The organism is Methylobacterium sp. WL9 (assembly GCF_008040035.1).
In the GTDB taxonomy this organism is placed as follows: domain Bacteria; phylum Pseudomonadota; class Alphaproteobacteria; order Rhizobiales; family Beijerinckiaceae; genus Methylobacterium; species Methylobacterium thuringiense.
In genome coordinates, this window is record NZ_VRVE01000051.1 from 12,972 (window position 1) to 29,424 (window position 16,453).

18 protein-coding genes and 1 tRNA gene are annotated in these 16,453 nt (G+C 63.1%); 9 read left to right on the top strand and 10 right to left on the bottom strand.

The window, feature by feature from the left end; genetic code table 11:
* Positions 1-40 precede the first annotated feature (40 nt).
* Entirely contained in the window at positions 41-388 is a 348-nt protein-coding gene (locus FV217_RS14845) for a hypothetical protein (RefSeq protein WP_147817954.1), read from the top strand.
* Positions 389-446: 58 nt separating this feature from the next.
* On the opposite strand, the gene FV217_RS14850 is transcribed toward FV217_RS14845, so the two are convergent.
* Positions 447-1,124, bottom strand: coding sequence for a recombinase family protein (locus FV217_RS14850; protein ID WP_147817955.1), 678 nt, complete (start codon positions 1,122-1,124; stop codon positions 447-449).
* Positions 1,125-1,753: 629 nt separating this feature from the next.
* Between FV217_RS14850 and FV217_RS14855 the strand changes: the two genes are divergently transcribed.
* The 7 genes from FV217_RS14855 to umuD all read left to right on the top strand — a co-directional run bounded on the left by FV217_RS14855 (position 1,754) and on the right by umuD (position 9,515).
* A complete protein-coding gene (locus tag FV217_RS14855; protein WP_147817956.1) occupies positions 1,754-2,287 on the top strand; it encodes a hypothetical protein in 534 nt (177 codons plus the stop codon).
* Entirely contained in the window at positions 2,284-2,793 is a 510-nt protein-coding gene (locus FV217_RS14860; protein WP_147817957.1) for a hypothetical protein, read from the top strand. The genes FV217_RS14855 and FV217_RS14860 overlap by 4 nt, the downstream gene beginning before the upstream one ends.
* Before the next feature lie 8 nt (positions 2,794-2,801).
* On the top strand, positions 2,802-4,370 hold the full coding sequence (locus FV217_RS14865; protein ID WP_147817958.1) for a hypothetical protein: 1,569 nt from the start codon (positions 2,802-2,804) through the stop codon (positions 4,368-4,370).
* Entirely contained in the window at positions 4,371-6,944 is a 2,574-nt protein-coding gene (locus FV217_RS14870; RefSeq protein ID WP_147817959.1) for a hypothetical protein, read from the top strand.
* Between the two features lie 23 nt (positions 6,945-6,967).
* Entirely contained in the window at positions 6,968-7,234 is a 267-nt protein-coding gene (locus tag FV217_RS14875) for a hypothetical protein (RefSeq protein WP_147817960.1), read from the top strand.
* 174 nt (positions 7,235-7,408) lie between these two features.
* On the top strand, positions 7,409-8,485 hold the full coding sequence (locus FV217_RS14880) for a hypothetical protein (protein ID WP_147817961.1): 1,077 nt from the start codon (positions 7,409-7,411) through the stop codon (positions 8,483-8,485).
* A gap of 637 nt (positions 8,486-9,122) precedes the next feature.
* Positions 9,123-9,515 carry a translesion error-prone DNA polymerase V autoproteolytic subunit gene (gene umuD, locus FV217_RS14885; protein ID WP_147817971.1) on the top strand — a complete coding sequence of 131 codons (393 nt, stop codon included), beginning with the start codon at positions 9,123-9,125 and terminating at the stop codon, positions 9,513-9,515.
* Positions 9,516-9,664: 149 nt separating this feature from the next.
* On the opposite strand, the gene FV217_RS14890 is transcribed toward umuD, so the two are convergent.
* The 9 genes from FV217_RS14890 to FV217_RS14930 form a co-directional block, all read right to left on the bottom strand.
* The gene (locus FV217_RS14890; protein WP_187272574.1) at positions 9,665-9,904 is read right to left on the bottom strand and encodes a hypothetical protein; all 240 of its coding nucleotides are present in this window, start codon (positions 9,902-9,904) and stop codon (positions 9,665-9,667) included.
* Positions 9,905-10,258: 354 nt separating this feature from the next.
* The gene (locus FV217_RS14895) at positions 10,259-11,218 is read right to left on the bottom strand and encodes a metallophosphoesterase (RefSeq protein WP_187272575.1); all 960 of its coding nucleotides are present in this window, start codon (positions 11,216-11,218) and stop codon (positions 10,259-10,261) included.
* Between the two features lie 6 nt (positions 11,219-11,224).
* The gene (locus tag FV217_RS14900; RefSeq protein ID WP_147817964.1) at positions 11,225-12,022 is read right to left on the bottom strand and encodes a hypothetical protein; all 798 of its coding nucleotides are present in this window, start codon (positions 12,020-12,022) and stop codon (positions 11,225-11,227) included.
* Positions 12,019-12,714, bottom strand: a complete 696-nt coding sequence (locus FV217_RS14905) for a hypothetical protein (RefSeq protein ID WP_147817965.1) — start codon at positions 12,712-12,714, stop codon at positions 12,019-12,021. Before FV217_RS14905 ends, FV217_RS14900 begins: the two co-directional genes overlap by 4 nt.
* 261 nt (positions 12,715-12,975) lie before the next feature.
* Positions 12,976-13,164 (bottom strand): hypothetical protein, encoded by a 189-nt coding sequence (locus FV217_RS23460; RefSeq protein WP_246682823.1) that lies wholly within the window; start codon positions 13,162-13,164, stop codon positions 12,976-12,978.
* 323 nt (positions 13,165-13,487) lie between these two features.
* Complete coding sequence (locus FV217_RS14915) at positions 13,488-13,694, bottom strand: hypothetical protein (RefSeq protein WP_147817967.1); 207 nt, start codon at positions 13,692-13,694, stop codon at positions 13,488-13,490.
* A 22-nt stretch (positions 13,695-13,716) separates the two neighbouring features.
* A complete protein-coding gene (locus FV217_RS14920) occupies positions 13,717-13,932 on the bottom strand; it encodes a hypothetical protein (RefSeq protein ID WP_147817968.1) in 216 nt (71 codons plus the stop codon).
* Positions 13,933-14,081: 149 nt separating this feature from the next.
* Positions 14,082-14,558, bottom strand: coding sequence for a CAP domain-containing protein (locus FV217_RS14925; RefSeq protein ID WP_147817969.1), 477 nt, complete (start codon positions 14,556-14,558; stop codon positions 14,082-14,084).
* A gap of 289 nt (positions 14,559-14,847) precedes the next feature.
* A tRNA-Val gene (locus FV217_RS14930) sits at positions 14,848-14,922 on the bottom strand.
* A gap of 218 nt (positions 14,923-15,140) precedes the next feature.
* Here FV217_RS14930 and FV217_RS14935 point away from each other — a divergent pair.
* A partial coding sequence (locus FV217_RS14935; RefSeq protein ID WP_147817970.1) for a glycosyltransferase occupies positions 15,141-16,453 on the top strand: 1,313 nt, incomplete at its 3' end.

Below are 16,453 nucleotides of genomic sequence, written 5' to 3' on the forward strand. Positions count from 1 at the left end.
GCAGCTCGCCGTTTGAACACGGCGTCAGAGGACCACCGCTATGCGCAAGCCCACATTCGAATTTCGGACCACAATCCTGCCCGATGGGGCCGCCACGCTCTCCTGGTTTGTTCAGCCGGGCTACATCGTGCTTGACTTGAGCCCCGAAGATCTGGACGACCCGGACGAGCGTCAATTCATGGTCGTGGCGGAAGAGCAGGTCGGCTCAAAGCTGAGGGGCGCTATTTTGGCACTCGGCATCGAAGGCTACGGCTTCGTTCCAAGCATACGGTCCGTGACGTACGAGGACGCCGAACTCACGACGATCGAGGTAGACGGCCCAAGCGCCTATGTCGCCAAGGTCGTGGCAGCGACTCAGCAGCTCGGGTTGAAGAACCTGCGGGCCTGACCGGCCGGCTGCAGTTGCCAATGATCGAGGGGCGCCGGATCGGCGCCCCTTTCGCGTTTCAGGCCTCGACGCGTGCCATGACACGCTGGACCTGGATGGCGCTCCAGACGCCGCCTCGAGCCGTGGGGATGCTGCGATCGTTCAGCTGCGCCGCGATTTCTCGCAGCGAGGCCGCGCCGCTCGCGCGGATCTCGGCGATAATCGGAGCGATGTCAGCCGAGCGTCCGGCCGCAGTGGCCTGTCGGGATGCCACGCCCTTCGCCCTGGCGGCATCCGTGAGGGCCGCGCCGGCCCGAAAGCCCCCAAGCTTCGTCCCGCGAGCCTTTGCGGCTTGGAGAGCGGCTTTCGTGCGGGTGGAGATCATCTTGCGCTCGGCCTGCGCCACCACTGCCATGATGCCGACGACCATCTCGTTCGCCTCCGGCATGTCGGCCGCTACGAACCGAACACCGGCGGCTTGCAGATTCAGCAGGAAGGCCGCGTCGCGGGAAAGGCGGTCGAGCTTGGCGATCACGAGCGTTGCACCGTGCAGGCGGCAGAGGCGCAGGGCATCGTCGAGCTTGGGGCGGTCGTTGCGCTTGCCGCTCTCGACCTCCACGACCTCGCTGATGACGCTCCAGCGACCGCCATTCAGGTAGTCGGCGACGGCCCGGCGCTGTGCTTCGAGGCCAAGGCCGGATGCGCCCTGCTTCGCTGTCGAGACCCGCAGGTAGCTGATGAACTTGCCCTCTGCCATCGATCTCAGACCCTGTTACACGAAATTCAACGCTCGTTGACTGTCATGTAACGGAACTCCCAGCGATTTGCAACGGCAGCGACCCTTAGCCCTATGCGGAATTCCGCTGCCTTCCAGCGTCGTCGTGAACTTCGCGTTCAGGTGGCCAGACACTCAGACCGCACACCTTCCGCAGCCGGACGTCTGCCCGCGCCAATCGCTTCCCGGATCGCACAGCGTCGCCCACGGCCTCCGCTCGGTCGGCGGCAGCAACGTCGAGCCTGACCAACTTGTACAGGATCTGAGTGCGGAGATGACGAAGCAGCGCCAGCATCGTTGTCACCCGGGATAGCCCAGGTCGGCATGCAAGGTTCAGGCTGGCTGGCGCTCGACAGGCGACAGGCCGCCGACTGGGGGCCGCCACCCCGGGTCCGTACCCTGGGGTGTACTCCCCCCGCTTTCGGGAAAAGCGCCGGCTACGCCTGGAGAAATTTGCGGCGCCTTAAAACCTCAGGCCCGCTTTTCTTCGGCCAAGTATGCTTTGGTATACCGCTGAAACCCCTAGTACCACCACTCCGGGTTTCCGGCTAAGTCATTGACGAAAATCATATTTCTCTGGCCCAAGGCTACGGTACGCGATACTATGAGGCATGCACCGGAACGTCTCCATCTTCGACGACGACTACGTCGCACCGCCGGACCCGCTGCGCCATGCCGCCGCGACGGTGTGTGGAAAACTCGCCCAGGCCTGCCGCAACGAGCAGACCGAATTCGCCCTAGCCGAGGCCTTGGCTTCGATCGCCACCCGGTGCGGCCACACGACAAACCTTAAGCTGACCGCGGGCGCCCGCGACGAGATTCTGCGGCAGCTGAACATCGCCAAGGCGGTGCTGCCGGCGTGTTTGCGCGACTACCCACGCGCACACTTGATCCGTGGCCTCGAAGCGGCGGAACTCCAAACCATTGTCTGGGCAGAGCTCCCCCACCAGCGGGCCGCCCGGCCGCCGCACACGATCTTGGACGCGGACGGCTACGCTCGAATTCTCCAGAACGACATGAGCACTCGCAGTCTGTTGGAGGCCATCTCAGACCGCGCCTACGACCGCCGATCCGATGAGATCGAAGCGATGGTCGGCATTCGGACGCGGCGGCCGATTCGAGACCCGGACGGAATTTTCGGATGATGGACGCGGCGCACTCCGACCACCTGACCGGCGTCTACACCGACCCCGACACCTTCGTGCGGGAGCTCGGCGATCACCTCGCGTTCGCCCCAACGCCGGAGCAGTTGGCAGAGCAGGTCCGGGACGCGTTGCGCGCCATCCTGGAGCACACTCATTTTCTTGGAGCCGGCGCTTCGCAGCATCTGATCGATCTCGCTGTCTTGCGGCTCGCTCAGGCGGTCGAGCCGCTACAGCGGCACCTAGCGAGCGAGATCGAAGGGTCTGAAGTAGAGGTCGGACTTTGTTGCGCTGCTGCAGTCATCCGATCCCTCGGCGCCCCAGCCGTTGCGCCGGATGACACCTCAGAATTCGACATCGCGCAGTGGCTCGACAGCGTCGCTCACTTCGCCAACGCGATGACCAACGCATTCCTGCTTCAGCGCATGGAGGCCCGGATGCGCGCCCATGGCCAGCGCGGAACTCTGGAACGCCTCAGGCCCGCGGCTACCACTTCGACGATGCACTGAGGCGAACGATGGCGATCAGAGCGAACAAGTTCTACGGCGGGGGCGGCGGGTACAACGACCCGGCCATGGCCGAGGCGGCGACGAACATCGGCAAGCTGTTCGCGGCACCGAGCGGCACCGACATGTACGCGGCGCAGCACGCGAAATCAGAAGGCGAGAAGGCCAGCCGGCTCGCCTACCTCTTCGCCAACCCGCAGGCGCCCGACTTCGATCGGCAGGCCATCGCCGCCGGCCTGCAAACCGGCACGACGAGCCTGTACGCCGTCGACCAGAACAACGCGACATCGCGCTTCAACAACACGGCCGACAACACGCGCGCAGTGGAGCAGACCAACCTGCAGCAGACGGGCGAGAACACCCGCAACGCCAACACGGTGCGCGGCTCAACGATCGCCAGCCTGTTCGGCCCCCTCAACCCGGGCCAAGTCCGACCGGACGTCCCGGTCGACGTCGCGGGCACGGTCGGCCTGCCGGTTATCACCACAGCTGCAGGTGTGCCGAAGCCGCTCTCGTCGGACGAGATGAAGGCCGCCGTGTTCGGCCGCCAAACGCCGGCGGTCCAGGACGCTGCGTTCCTCAGTACCATCCCGCGGGAGACCATCGCGGCAGCGAACGGCCCGCGCATGGTCTACGGCTCGGATGCCATCGGGCAGCAGCCCGCGCCCGCGCAGCAGGCTCCGTCGAACCTGAACCGGCTCCAGTCGGAGCGCGCCGCGCTGCCGCCCAACGATCCCCGCATCGCCGAGTACGACAGCGCCATCGCAGCCGAGGGCCGCGGCGCCGTCTCCGACCCGTTCAAGACGGAAGCCGATACGGCGGCTGCGAGAAGTTATGGTGCCATGGCCACCGCCGGGCAGGCCGCCCGCGGCTTCCAGAGCGACGTCGACACGCTCGGCGAGCTGCTGACCGATGCCCCGACCGGGGTCACGACGGCGGGGCGTTTGAAGGTCGCCGGGTACGCGAAAGCGATCGGACTGAACGACGTCGCCGACGGGCTGACCGGCGGGAAGATGGATCAGCTCACGGCGGCCAACGCCATTGCGCAGCGCATCGCGCCGGCCCTGCGAGTGCCGGGCTCCGGTGCGCAGTCGGACCGCGAGCTGCAGAATTTCCTGGAAAGCATCCCATCGATCCTGACGCAGCCCGGCGGCAATCGGATCATCATGGATACGCTCCGTGGTGGCGCGCAGTACAAGCAGGCCGTGGGCGATATCGCGGCCAAGGCGCTGCGCGGCGAACTCAGCCGGGCCGACGCCGACGCGCAGATCGCAGCAGTGGCAACGCCGTTCTCGCGGTTCAGTCAGCAGCGCGGGCCGGCCGGCTCGTCCGACCCGGCTGCCGGTAGCGCTGGGCCCTCGTCCGGCCAGACGACCATGCCGGCGCTCGGTGCGCCGGTTCCGCCCGCTCCGCAGGGTCAGGAGGCCACCGCGGCAGGTGGGCCGACGCTCGGCACACAAACGAACCCAACGGCGAACGCGCGGCAGATCGCCCACCTCAAGGCAAACCCGGGTCTCGCTTCGGACTTCGACGCGATGTTCGGTGCCGGGGCGGCCGCCGGCATTCTCGGAGCGCGATAGATGGCGAACCCCTTCGAAGCGCTGGCCGACCCGGCTCCCGCGGCGCCGACCCGCCCGAATCCTTTTTCTCAGTTCGCCGAACCCGCTTCGGCTGCCGAGCCGAAGTACGATGATGCGGGCGACGTCGGCGGCAGCATCGTCTCCGGCCTAGTCAACGGCGTGACCGGCATCGTCGGTATGCCCGGCACGATCCAGCGCGCCGAAGGGGCGCTCTACGGCAAGGCGCTCGACGCGGTCGGCTTGCCCAACGCGGCCGAGTCGGTGCGGAACCTGCCGTTCATGCCGTCCCAGGACACGGTGAACGGGCTCGTCGAGAAGATCACCGGCCCGCTCTACAAGCCGCAGACGGCCCCGGGCCAGTACGCGCACACGCTCGCCGAGTTCGCTTCGGGCGCCGCCATCGGCCCCGGCGGACCGGTTCGGAAGCTTGCGGAGACCGTCATTCCAGCCGCCGCGTCCGAGTATGCCGGACAGGCGACGAAGGGTACGGCGTACGAGCCATACGCCCGCTTGGTCGCCGCAATCACGGGCGGGCTCGGCACGGCCGCGGCGGTCTCCCGCGCGAACGCACCGGCCAGGGTGATCGGCACGGCGGCCGGACGTGTGTCGCCGGAGCAATTCGGTGAGGCGCAGCGCATCGCAGAGGCAGGTCAGCGGATCGGCAACCCGCTGACCGGCGCGGAGGCGATCCAGCAGGCAACAGGCAACGCCACGAAGCTGGCCGACGTTCAGCGCTTCGTCGAAGGCTCGCCGCAGAGCGTCGCGCTGTCCGAGATGATGGCGCGGCGGCCCGGGGCGATGAAGTCCGCGGCGGACAACGCCTTCGACACGATCGCACCGCAGAGCGCCAATCCGTCCACGCTCGGGCCTCGCGCGTCGGACGCGGCGCACGGCGCGATCATGGCGACGCCGGAAGGCACAGCCCTCCAGGAAGCGATATGGCGCACCGCGACGCCGGAGACGGCGGGCTCCGTCGGACCGCGCCTGCAGGAAGGCTTGCGCGGCACGTACGAGCGGCGCGAGGGCATGCGCAACGCGCTCGCCGATCAGGACTACCGGGCTGCGCGCGAGGCCGAGCCGCAGATCGACGTCTCGTCGCTGGAGCCGCGCACGTTCCAGCCGGATCAGCGCACCACGTATCGCTACGGCGGTGACGAGGGCGGCTACGCGCCGGTCGAGCCGGCGCCCGGCACGCCGCGCATCGAAGCACTCTCGGCCCCGGATGCGTCCGGCATGATCCAGGCCGACCCGCGCAACATCGCCGGCTTCATCGACGGCGAGCTGCAGAACGCCAAGGGCGGCACCGCGTCCGTGCTCGGCAACGTGCGCAGCATGCTGAGCAGCGGCGGCGGCCTCGACACGACGGTGGCCGGGCTCGGCAACGTGCGCTCCCAGGTCGGCGCGCTGCTGACGGCGGCAGTACGCGATGGCGACCGTCCGACCGCGGCGGCGCTGACCCGCGTGCAGAACCAGATCGACAGCTCGTTGGCCTTGGTGCCGGAACACGCCGCCGCCACGCAGAACTTCGCGGCGGCGAGCCGGCCGCTCGAGCCGTTCCAGACGCCGGCCCTGTCCAAGGCGATCGACTATGACGAGCGCGCCCACAGCTTCACGATGCCGGCCGAGCGCGTGGCGCCGTCGCTCGAGGCCGCCGGTCCGTCGGTGGTGCGCATCTTCAACGGCGTCGCGCCGCCGGAGGCCCGGGCCGGCTTCGAGGACTACCTCGGCACGAAGCTGCTGAACGCGGCCACCGACGGCCGGGGCCGCTTGTCCGGTGATCGGCTGGCGCTCGGCACGCGCGATTCCGCCGACATTCTCGGCGAGGTGCCCGGGCTGCGGGAGCGCATCATGGGTGTGCAGGCCGCCGACACGGCGCTCGCCGGTCAGCGCGTCGGGCCGGTCGGGCAGATCTCCGAAGCGGCCACCACCGACGCCGCCGGCCGGGCGCTTCTGCCACCGGCGGGCAGCCCACACCTGAACGTCGGCGGCCAGGGCGAACTGGCCGACGCCACGCGCCGCATCGGTGCGCTGGACCCGGAGGCTATCGCGCAGCTGGTTCGTCAGCGTCTCGCCAACCAGGCCGATGCCAGCATGACGCGGCTCGTCGGCGGCGAGGCCCAGGGCGGCGGGGCGAAGTTCGCCAAGGACATCGCCGGGACGGATCAGCAGGAAGCGAATCTGGGGGCCGTGGTCGGGGCCCTGCCAAACAGCCCGGACGCTCCGCGCTCGTTGGTCGATCTCATCGAGAACTTCCGCGCCACCGGCACCCGGAAGCCTCAGGGCAGCCCGACCGACTTCAACACGCAGTACCGGGCTGAGATCGGCGGCGAGACGCTGCCGCAGCAGGGGCTGACGGCGCTGAAGACCGGCGGCCGTTCGCTGCTGGCGAACGCAGGCGACGCCGCGCGGCGGGCGTACCTGGGGCGCAACAACGCCTCCCTGGCCGAGCTCTTCGTCGCGCCCGACAGCGTCCAGCGCATTCGGGAGATTGCCGCGCGCCGGGCCGAGCCGAAGTTCGGCAATTCGCTGGCGCGCTTGTTCGTGCAAAGCCCGGCGACGATGAGCGCCCGGTGACGCTCCCACGCCATAGGTGCTCCATGACATACGAATTGCATCGTCTGGCCGCCGGCAGCTTCGATCTCATTCTCGACGGACAGATTGTCGGTAGCGTTGTTCGCGAGGTCACGGCGAGCGGATACGAACGGTGCTGGCATGCCGAGCTGCTGGATGACGGGCCGCCGGAGCGGCTGCCCAGCCCGTTCAGCTCGACCGAGCATCCATTCCGTTCGCTAGACGCCGTAACGGCTTGGCTAGGCGGCGCGCCGATCGTCGAGAATTTTACAGAGGGGCAGCTTGCTCGCTAAAAGCTGCCAGGAATAAGCCCGCGGTTAGCCATACGAACGGTGTGACGGAAGCTGACGCCAGCAGCCGTTGCAATCATGACATAGCTCTCAAGCATTTTGTCGGGGCGGGCTAACAACCCTCGACTGTAGAGACCACGCTGTTAGTGCTTGCGTTCTGATTTGTCGGTGAGAGTCATGACGCTGGTTGGTCGAGCACTCATAGCAGCCGTTGTCATCGCCGCTGCCCCGCATGCCTGGGCACAAAGCGAAAGTGCCATACCGACAGAGGCGCAAAAGCGTCGTATCCATCTCCCCTACGTGCGCTCAGCAACCGATTGTCTGGCTCGTGCCGTGCTAGCCGGAGCTGAGCCAACTCGCCTTGCGCGTCTCGGCCAGTGGTTTCCGGCGATTAGCGCCACTCAAAAGGGCATTTGCCTGAACGAGATATCTGGGTTGATTGGCAGCCATGATCAGCTCTACGGTGCTGGGTCAGGTAAGGTGTTTTTCGAAGGACCGTATTTTGCGGATCTCCCGCGTGCGCTCGGAAACCGCCTCCGGCCAGAGTTCGAACGTCTGGCGACGGCCGAACTCAGAGCCGAGACGGCGCGGCGTGAAGAGGCAGATCGAGCAGAGGTCGAGAGAAAGACCAGAGTAGAACAGAATGAACGAGCGTTCTTTCTGCTTCGCGACAAAATGTACGCTTGCACTACTCGCCAAGTGAGTGAGCTCGTCAATTCTGCTGAGTCTGCCGAGGTGATCGCGACTGCGGCGATGACTATATGCCGCGACGAATTGTCGAATGCGCTTAGAGCCGGAGAGATTTGGTTAAAAGCCAAAAATCCCGGATCAGAGTCATCGACAATGCAAGCTGAAATTGAGAAACTCGTAAAACAAAGTGTTGTTACAACTGCCGTAACCGTTAAATCAGCACATAACACTCCGAAAAGCACAAATGAACTTTCTGCGGCTACCCCGCCGCTCAAGACAACAACGAACGTTGTTGTCACCGAAAATCAACCCTCAGCCCGTCCTAGCACGGTCTCTGCCGGGACTACGGAATGCTTGCGTGCCGTAGCGAAGGCGCGCGAGGGCAAGTTTGTAAACCGCGAAGCTCTAATTCAAGCGATGCTTGATCTCTGCCGCCCCGAAATTGAGTCGGCAGCGCGCAATGCCTTTCTAAACGACGACAAACTGTCCCTGGATAAGTTGCGCGAGAGGTCGCTCGCTGACGCATTACAAGAAGCTCGTGCAGTTGTGGGTTTCGTGAACTAATTCGTTATTCGAGTTATCTTGCTTGCCGTTCTTGTACTGAGCACGCCAGCGCTTGCGATCAAACCGGTCTTGGTTCGTCAATCAGTCATCTACTACGACACCATCGAGCTACACCACTAGAGCCTACCGCCACCATTCGGCGGATGTCCTATCCCTCGGATATTTGATGACGCCGCGCTCTTTTTACGGCTCCAAAGCACCGCAGCTTGCTCGCACGGGGCGTTTTCAGCCCCAAGCCGGCAGGGTCTTCAAGGCCACGCCGACACCTTGCGCGAATTTGCGGCGGCGGCCTTAGCCTTCCCTTCGCTCTAATAGGGCTCCTCGGCCTGCGCCAAGACCTGCTCGCGGAAGGTGAAAAACCACCGCCACTCACCGGCCGCCGTCTATCGGAACTTGAACATCCACTGCCTCCGATCGCCTGCACCGAAACAGGCGCGTGCGTCTGCAGCGTTACGGGCAAGCGGCAGTCCGACGCTGTGACCGTTATCCACAGAGCCCACGGGCATGCGCCCCCTTGCGTTGACCGGCAAGGCATTTTGTTCTCTTTCCGTTCTGGATCGCGTGGGAGAACAAGGTGCACCTCGTTTCGGTCGACGAACTGCCGGCAGGGGGCCTCGACTCGGTCGAGGTGCCGTTCATGGGCCCAGCCGTCTGCGCCGGCTTTCCGTCACCGGCCGACGACTTCCTCGAAGAGGCGCTCGGCTTGCCGCGCTGGCTCGTACCGAATCCTCCGGCGACCTTCCTCTGGCGGGTCTCCGGTTCGTCCGTGATCGGCGCCGGCATCCACGACGGGGACATCGTCATTGTCGATCGCAGCGCCGAGCCGGCGCACGACGACATCGTGCTTGCGATCGTCGAGGGGGTGGCTTCGCTGAAGCGCTACCGGATCAACGGTAACCGGGCGACGCTGTCCTTTGACAGCCCGGATCTACCGGCGACGCCGATCGAGGACATCGCCGAGGCCACGATCTGGGGCGTCGTCACCACGTCGTTGCGCCTGCACAGGCCGCTCGTCCGGGGCCGGCGGTGAGCCGCGCTATCGCCCGGCGGCCAACGCCGCATCTCGCATCAGACCCCGTGGGGCCTCGCCCGCCCCTCCTAGCCCAATGGCGATGCCAAATCGGAGTCCCAAAGCTACCAGGGCACTGTGTGGTGCCTACGGGGCCGCGCTGTAGGCAGTCAGGTCAGAGCCGCCGGATGACGCGCCGGCGTGCCGGTGTAGTGGCGCGGTGCACGAGGGCAGCCATCGTGCGTCTTGCGGTGCTGTAGGGTGGCCTTTCGCTCCCCCGTGTAGGTCCCGACGGTGAGCATGGCCCCGTAGCAGTCAGGACAGCGCTTCGAGGCGTCGCGGTGCGCATAGTGCGCTTCGACGGCTGGCATGCTGCGCCACACGCCGTCGATCTCGACTTCAAAGGTCATGGGGACGCGATAGGCCATGGCGCATTTTCTGCGCGATGATGGTTAACATTTCGGCGAAGGAGTGCGGCAAGCTGGCGCGCGTGTCGAGGTAGGGCCTCGCCGAGCCGCTGAGGGGGCATAGGTGTCTGACGAGGCCCAGCCCACCCCGGAGGTGCATCGCCACCAGGGAAGGCGTGATTTAATTAGCTTATGATGGGCGTTTGTCGAGCTTAAATGCGGCGCAGTGCAATGAGAAACGTTCAGGATTGGGCGTTTTCCGTGAGGCGCAGCTCGACGATCAATACGGAAAAGCCCAGCGGGATCTTACCTCGTATATTGAAAAAATTGAAACAATCAGTAATATAATAGAGTTTTTCAAAAGCTACTAGCAACATCCAATCCAAAATCTACATTATCGCTATTATATAAAAAATTATTCATTGCAGACAACTTAAGATTTTGTCCCGTCCCGACGAATTCAAGCGCATGTATCCAATTGCCATTCTTAGATGGCCATTGGCAAAGCGTCCCTGCCATAATAACAGTAACTCCATTATACGTACTAATACCCTGTTTATGAAGATGACCACATAGGATATACTCGACAGAACAAGATCTAGCAGCAGTTAGAAGTAAATCTCCATCAATCAACTCATGATATACACCTATATCAAAGCTATCGACAGGAGGCGGGAAATGACTAACCCAAATAATTCCTCGCTCGGGATACCGCTTCCTGATAGTATTCGTTACCCATTTCAAGTATGACAAGATTGCAGCGATGCAGCGCCCCTGGCTAAAATGTCCACCCGGAACGCTAGCACTAGTTTTACTGATTAGCGTGAAATCAGCGGAAATGATTGATACTTCAACGCCTGATGCCGCTACTACCTTGACAGACTGAACGCCATTTAATCCGACTTTCCAGTGGTTAGGAAACGCGTGCTCAAACTTGTCTGAGCCCGGCTCGCCCAAGGGGCCTTTGAAGCGATCGTGGTTCCCAGGGAGCAATACGGTCGGACGCGACCCATATGAGAGCGTCGGTCTATTATGCGTAGATAAATACCCTCCGCTTTGCGTCGCAGGAGCGAGAACATATTGCCGTGCGACCTGCAGATCGGCTTCTGTCCCTCGGGTAGCAATATCGCCTGATATCAGGAGACAGTCATAATCACCCAAGTTCTTAGCTATAAAGTAAGCAGAAAGATCGGCTAAGTCTTGGTTGTGGCGACCGTTTCGCTCATTTGTAGCGTTGCTGGCGAACGCAGCTATAAACCCGCCTTTGTTAGGGCCGGCCGCGAAATGGAGATCGGATATATGTATCAGCTTAAACAAAATAAATTAGAACTGCTCGATTTCGGCCGACGCAGCCGATGAGACAGGTGCGTCAAGAGGAGATAAGGATATCCGCATAGCGATATCGCCGTTACTATCGAATTCGAATGCACCCCAGCTACCCGCAATGCTCATTGCGACATCCAGATTTTGCATTTGCAGCAGGATATAGTCCGAAAAAGGACCAAATCGACGCGGCTGATAAGGTATCCTAGCCTGCATCATTATATCGATCTCTTGAAGAAATTCGCCGTTGCAAGAGATGGGAACGAATTGCTCGCGGATTTGCGTTAGGTGCCTAGCATAAGCAGCAAACATCATGCGCAGTTGGTCGCGAACGAGTTCTGAAACTCGCTCGTCTGAGATCTGCTCATCGGCTTTTCCAAATTCGAAATTTGAAAAGTGAAACTCGCCCGTAGCAACGAATGCCGGAATGGAGGTCCGAATATTCGCTACGATTTCTGGGGATAGCAAAAACTCGCTTTTGCTTTCTGTTCGCCACTCATGCGACTGCAGCAAATGTAAAACTTGCTCTATTTGAGCAAAGAACTTCGCCCTCTTTACATTTAAGGTATCTGTAATTTTTAAATCAACATTAACCCATTCTTTCATATAGTCAGGGGCAAGCGCTCGCTCGACCGCAAGGTCGACCGTTTCGCGAATCTTCTCGATAGATTTCTCGCGGTCTGCAGTAGCTTTGTTGTCAAACGCAGCAGGTTCGACATCGTCATCCATTGCGGGCATAGGCCGGTAAGCCAATGCATCGATGTCCCATTCGCGCAGGGCCTGTTCAAACTCGTTCATGGCCGACGCTTTGACATCATGCCGGTCAAACGAACGTCATTCATCAACGTATTTAACTTCTGCTCTGCGCGTTCGACTTCAGCTTTCAAGCGCTTGAGATTTCGTGGATCTAACTGAAAAACAAGACTTTTCATTAAAGGCGAGCTTGAATCTGTCTTTATGCGAAACTGTATTGTAGGTATAAGTTCTACTACCTCTGAGAGATCGTCCGAAAGACTTGGGCGGAGATCAACGAAAGTAGAGAAATCCGTAGCTGCAGGTAAAAATCCCCAGCGGAGCCGCTCATGCTTTGTGAACCGACTAGCATTCTCTTGAAATCTCAACAGGTGCGCAAGCCTGTCAATTATTAATTGCGTTTTTGCTTCGTCCGGCTTTTCATCTGGCTCAGAATCATCCTGTTCCAATATTGATACAACTATATCCCCAACTAACTTTGGAAGATCTGAAATCTCTCCAGAACTTTTGTGTATTCTTTGATACAAAAAGCTAGTAGCGGATATAATTGCGCCTAACGTATCTTCGTCTTTGCCCAATATCGGAACTAGCGCTGCAACACGCTCTTTCTCGTGATCGAAGGCATCCGGGCTGTCTATCTCCGCACTCAGACGATCGAAGCGGTCAGGCGTGAGCTCGGCCAACTCCATGAACACGGCCGTCAGCGACGGCGGTCGCAATGGCGTCTGTTTCATCATTGGGCCTGTCGGGATCGATCCTAAGAGTTCAGCGAGGATAGAGCGGGGCCATCTGTTTGCGGTTTAAAAGCCGTGGAAAACGGCGCCCGGAATATGACGCGCTGTCTATAACTCGCAATCGTTGACGGTGTCACGCTCAGAGGCGCCATCGCTAAAGCCTCATAGGAATTCGTCTTTTTATCGCGGGTTGCCCCGCAGTGCTGGCCAATCTGCGTATGCAGCGGGTCGGCCGCCAACAAAGCAGGGTGGCTAGCACGCTGATTATCGCCCCCGACCGGTCGCTTCAATCACCTCCAAGGTCCGCAGGATCGCCATGCCAACCACTTCGGCATCGGCTTCGCCTTCCGACGTATCCGGCAGGATCGCGACGGCTTCGACCTCGCTGCCGTCCGACAAACCGACAACGACCTTGAACACCGGCCCCTGCTTCGTCTGCTCGTCGCGGACCATGGCGACGTCATACCCGGCGGCTTGGCCGAAATGACGTACGGCTCGAAGCTTGGTGACGGACGCAACGGCCGGCGAGGCGTCCTCGGGCCTCGGACGTGCGCCGAAGGTCGGGCGGATCACATTGCTCATGGCGACTCCGTAGCGCGATCAAGCCTACGGCCAAAGCGACTAGGCCGAATCCGATGCGTCCGCCTGGACGAGGCGAAGCGCGGTCTCTTTGGACACCTCGACGAAACGCAGGCGGCCGTCATAGGCTGGGTCGATCAGGACGAAAACAACGTCGGCTCGCCGGACCGCTTGATCGGCACTCTCGCGCTGTTCGCTCACGCCAGCCCCAAGAGGCCAGCAACCCACCGCGCGAGCAGCAACAGCACCACCAAAGCCAGCGCAAACGCCGCTTTATCCCGCCACGCACGGAACGGCCGCGGTGCCGATCGGTTCAGACGCGCCCGGCCCTCTGAGCTGTTCTCGGCTTCGCGGCGGTAGCGGTCGAAGGCGATGATCGGTGGTTCTTCGGGCCCGCGCTTCATGGCTTAAGAAATCCGGGGCGCGTCATACCCCTTGAGGGGCGGAGTGGTTGCCTGGAGACGGAAGCTCCACTGCTACCCTACGGTCAATCTCAGCGTCGATAATGTCGGCCATCCGTTCGAGGATGATACCGAGCGCCCTGGCTTCGTTCGCGTCCCAGACCGCTTCGCGACTGAACGACGACGCGACCTTGCAGCGCGCGATGAGCGGGGCGACCACGTCGTTCCAGCTGTCGTCCATAAGCCGATCTCCCGCTGCAACGTCACCCGCAGCAGGATCCGTGCCCGGGTCGGTCAGACGCAGAGCCTCACAGATGCGCGCCCTCTGCATTCTCGAGGCCTGCGGCAGTGCGAAAACCAAAAGGACCAATCGGAACAGCTAAGCGCGGCCTACTGTGAGACTACCAGGGCCCAGAACCGACCGTAAGACGAGCCCGGTGCATCGGCATGAGCGATCCCGATGCGCCGCGCCTCGGGGAGCAGCAGATTCGCGTTATGCCCGGCCGAGGCCTGCCACATGGCGAGCGTCTGATTGAACGTCGCGGTACCGGCTCCTAGGTTCTCGGCCTTCAGGCCCCTGCCAAGACCAGTCATGGCCATGCGGGCTTGGAAGGACCCGCCCGCGTCGTGGCTGAGCGAGCCGGCCGCAGCGTTCGCCCTCGCGGCATACGCGGCGGCTCTGGTCAGACCCGCGTCGACCTGGACGGGCCCGAGACCATGTTGCGCCCGATACCGGCTGATCGCGGCCGCAGCTGCGCGGTCATCCGAAACTGCGCTGCGGCCGGGCGCCTTGGCAGCGTAGGCGCCGCTACAGCCGCCCACCACAACGGCAATGGAAGCGATCGTCCATGCGAAACGTCGGAGCATGGGCCAGTACCACCCCTGAAGCCTGCCAGCACGAGGCGCAGGCTCATCGAGATCGGTTTAGGAACGGTTGCGGCCGCGGCGTACGATGATGCCTGAATTGATTCGGGGCCCATGCCCGTTTGGAACTCTTCGCCGCTTCAATTTTCCAAATCGCCGTTGGAAAAATTCCGAGCAATCTAGTCGCAAATTGCCGCTGAAACGGTGCTACCCAAGTGCGGCCCGGCCTGCGGTCGAAGCCTCTCGTGGCGAGCCATCGGCGGGGTAACTATTTGATTTAACGAGGGAAAAATGGTGGGCGCGACAGGGATCGAACCTGTGACCCCTTCCATGTCAAGGAAGTGCTCTCCCGCTGAGCTACGCACCCGACCTGGGTCGAAGACCCCGGCGAGGCCGCGGCTATAACCTCTGCCGGACGGCCGTGCAAGCGATGGATCGCCCGGTTTTTCGCGGAATCGACATCGGGCGCCGGGGAACCTGCGCCGCCCGCGAAAATCGGGTATCTCCCGCCGCCATGCTGGACATCCGGATTCCTCCCCTCGCGGATTGCAGCGCTCGCGCGGCAAACCGCCGCCCGGCGCGCCGATGACGGATGTCGCCGGTACGCCGCCGGCACCCTACCGCACCCCGCCGCGTACCCTACCCCGCGCGCAGCTTCGCCGTCGGCTCGGCGGGGCCACCGAACTCCCGGTTGCACCGAACGCGGAAGGCGCGGCCGGTCTGCGGCTCGACCTTGCCGGAGTCCGGCTCGGCGGCGCCTGGGTCACCCTGTCCTGGCGGGATGCCGGCAGCGGCGGCGTGGCGCGCATCCTGGTCAACATCCTGTCGCACGGCGCGGCAGGCACCGGGACTATCCACGTCACCGAGGCGGCCATCGGCGGCGACCGCTTCGCCTGGACCGGCCGCCTGCCCGGATCCGCCACCGCGTTGCGCTTCACGGCCCTGTCGCGGGACGCGGAATTCGCCCTCGACGACATCGCGATCCGCCGCCACGGCCGCCCTGCCCTGCTCTGGCGCGCGGCCCTCCGCCAGCCGGACCTCGCCGGAAAAGCGTTGTTCTGGAGGCTGTTGCGCAAGCGCGTGCGGGCGCGGGGGATGCTCGCCCGCGCTCTCGGCACCCGCGGCGAGACCTCCTACGCCGCCTGGATCAAGCGCTTCGACACGTTGACGAATTTCGACCGGGACCGCATCCGCGCGGAGGCGGCCTCCTGGGAGGCGCCCCCGCAGATCTCCGTGCTGATGCCGGTCTACGATCCGGCTCCCAAAGTGCTCGAAGCGGCGATCAACTCGTTGGAATCGCAGCTCTATCCGCATTGGGAGCTCTGCGTCGTCGACGACGCCTCGACCGATCCGGCGATCCCGCGGCTGCTGGCGCAGGCCGCCGGCCGCGACCCGCGCATCAAGGTACGGCGGCGGGGCGAGAACGGCCATATCGCGCGGGCCACCAACGACGCTCTGTCAATGGCTGCAGGCACTTATGCGGCGTTCCTCGACCATGACGACATTCTGGCCGAGAGTGCTTTCTACGAGGTCGCCCGGGCGATCCGCTCCGATCCGGCCCTCGATCTGATCTACAGCGACGAGGACAAGATCGACGGCCGCGGACGGCGTTTCGAGCCGCACTTCAAGTCGGACTTCAACCGAGAATTACTCTACGGACAGAACTACTTGAACCATCTCACGGTGGTCCGGACCGCGCGCCTCAGGGCGCTGGGCGGCCTGCGTCCGGGCTTCGAGGGCAGCCAGGACCACGACCTGCTCCTGCGCCTCACCGCCGGACTGCCCGCCGCGCGCGTCCGCCACATCCCGAAGGTGCTCTATCATTGGCGGGCGGCCGGCGGCTCGGGCACCTTCTCGGACAGGGCCCTGGCCGCCGCCGAGGCGGCCCGCCTCCAGGC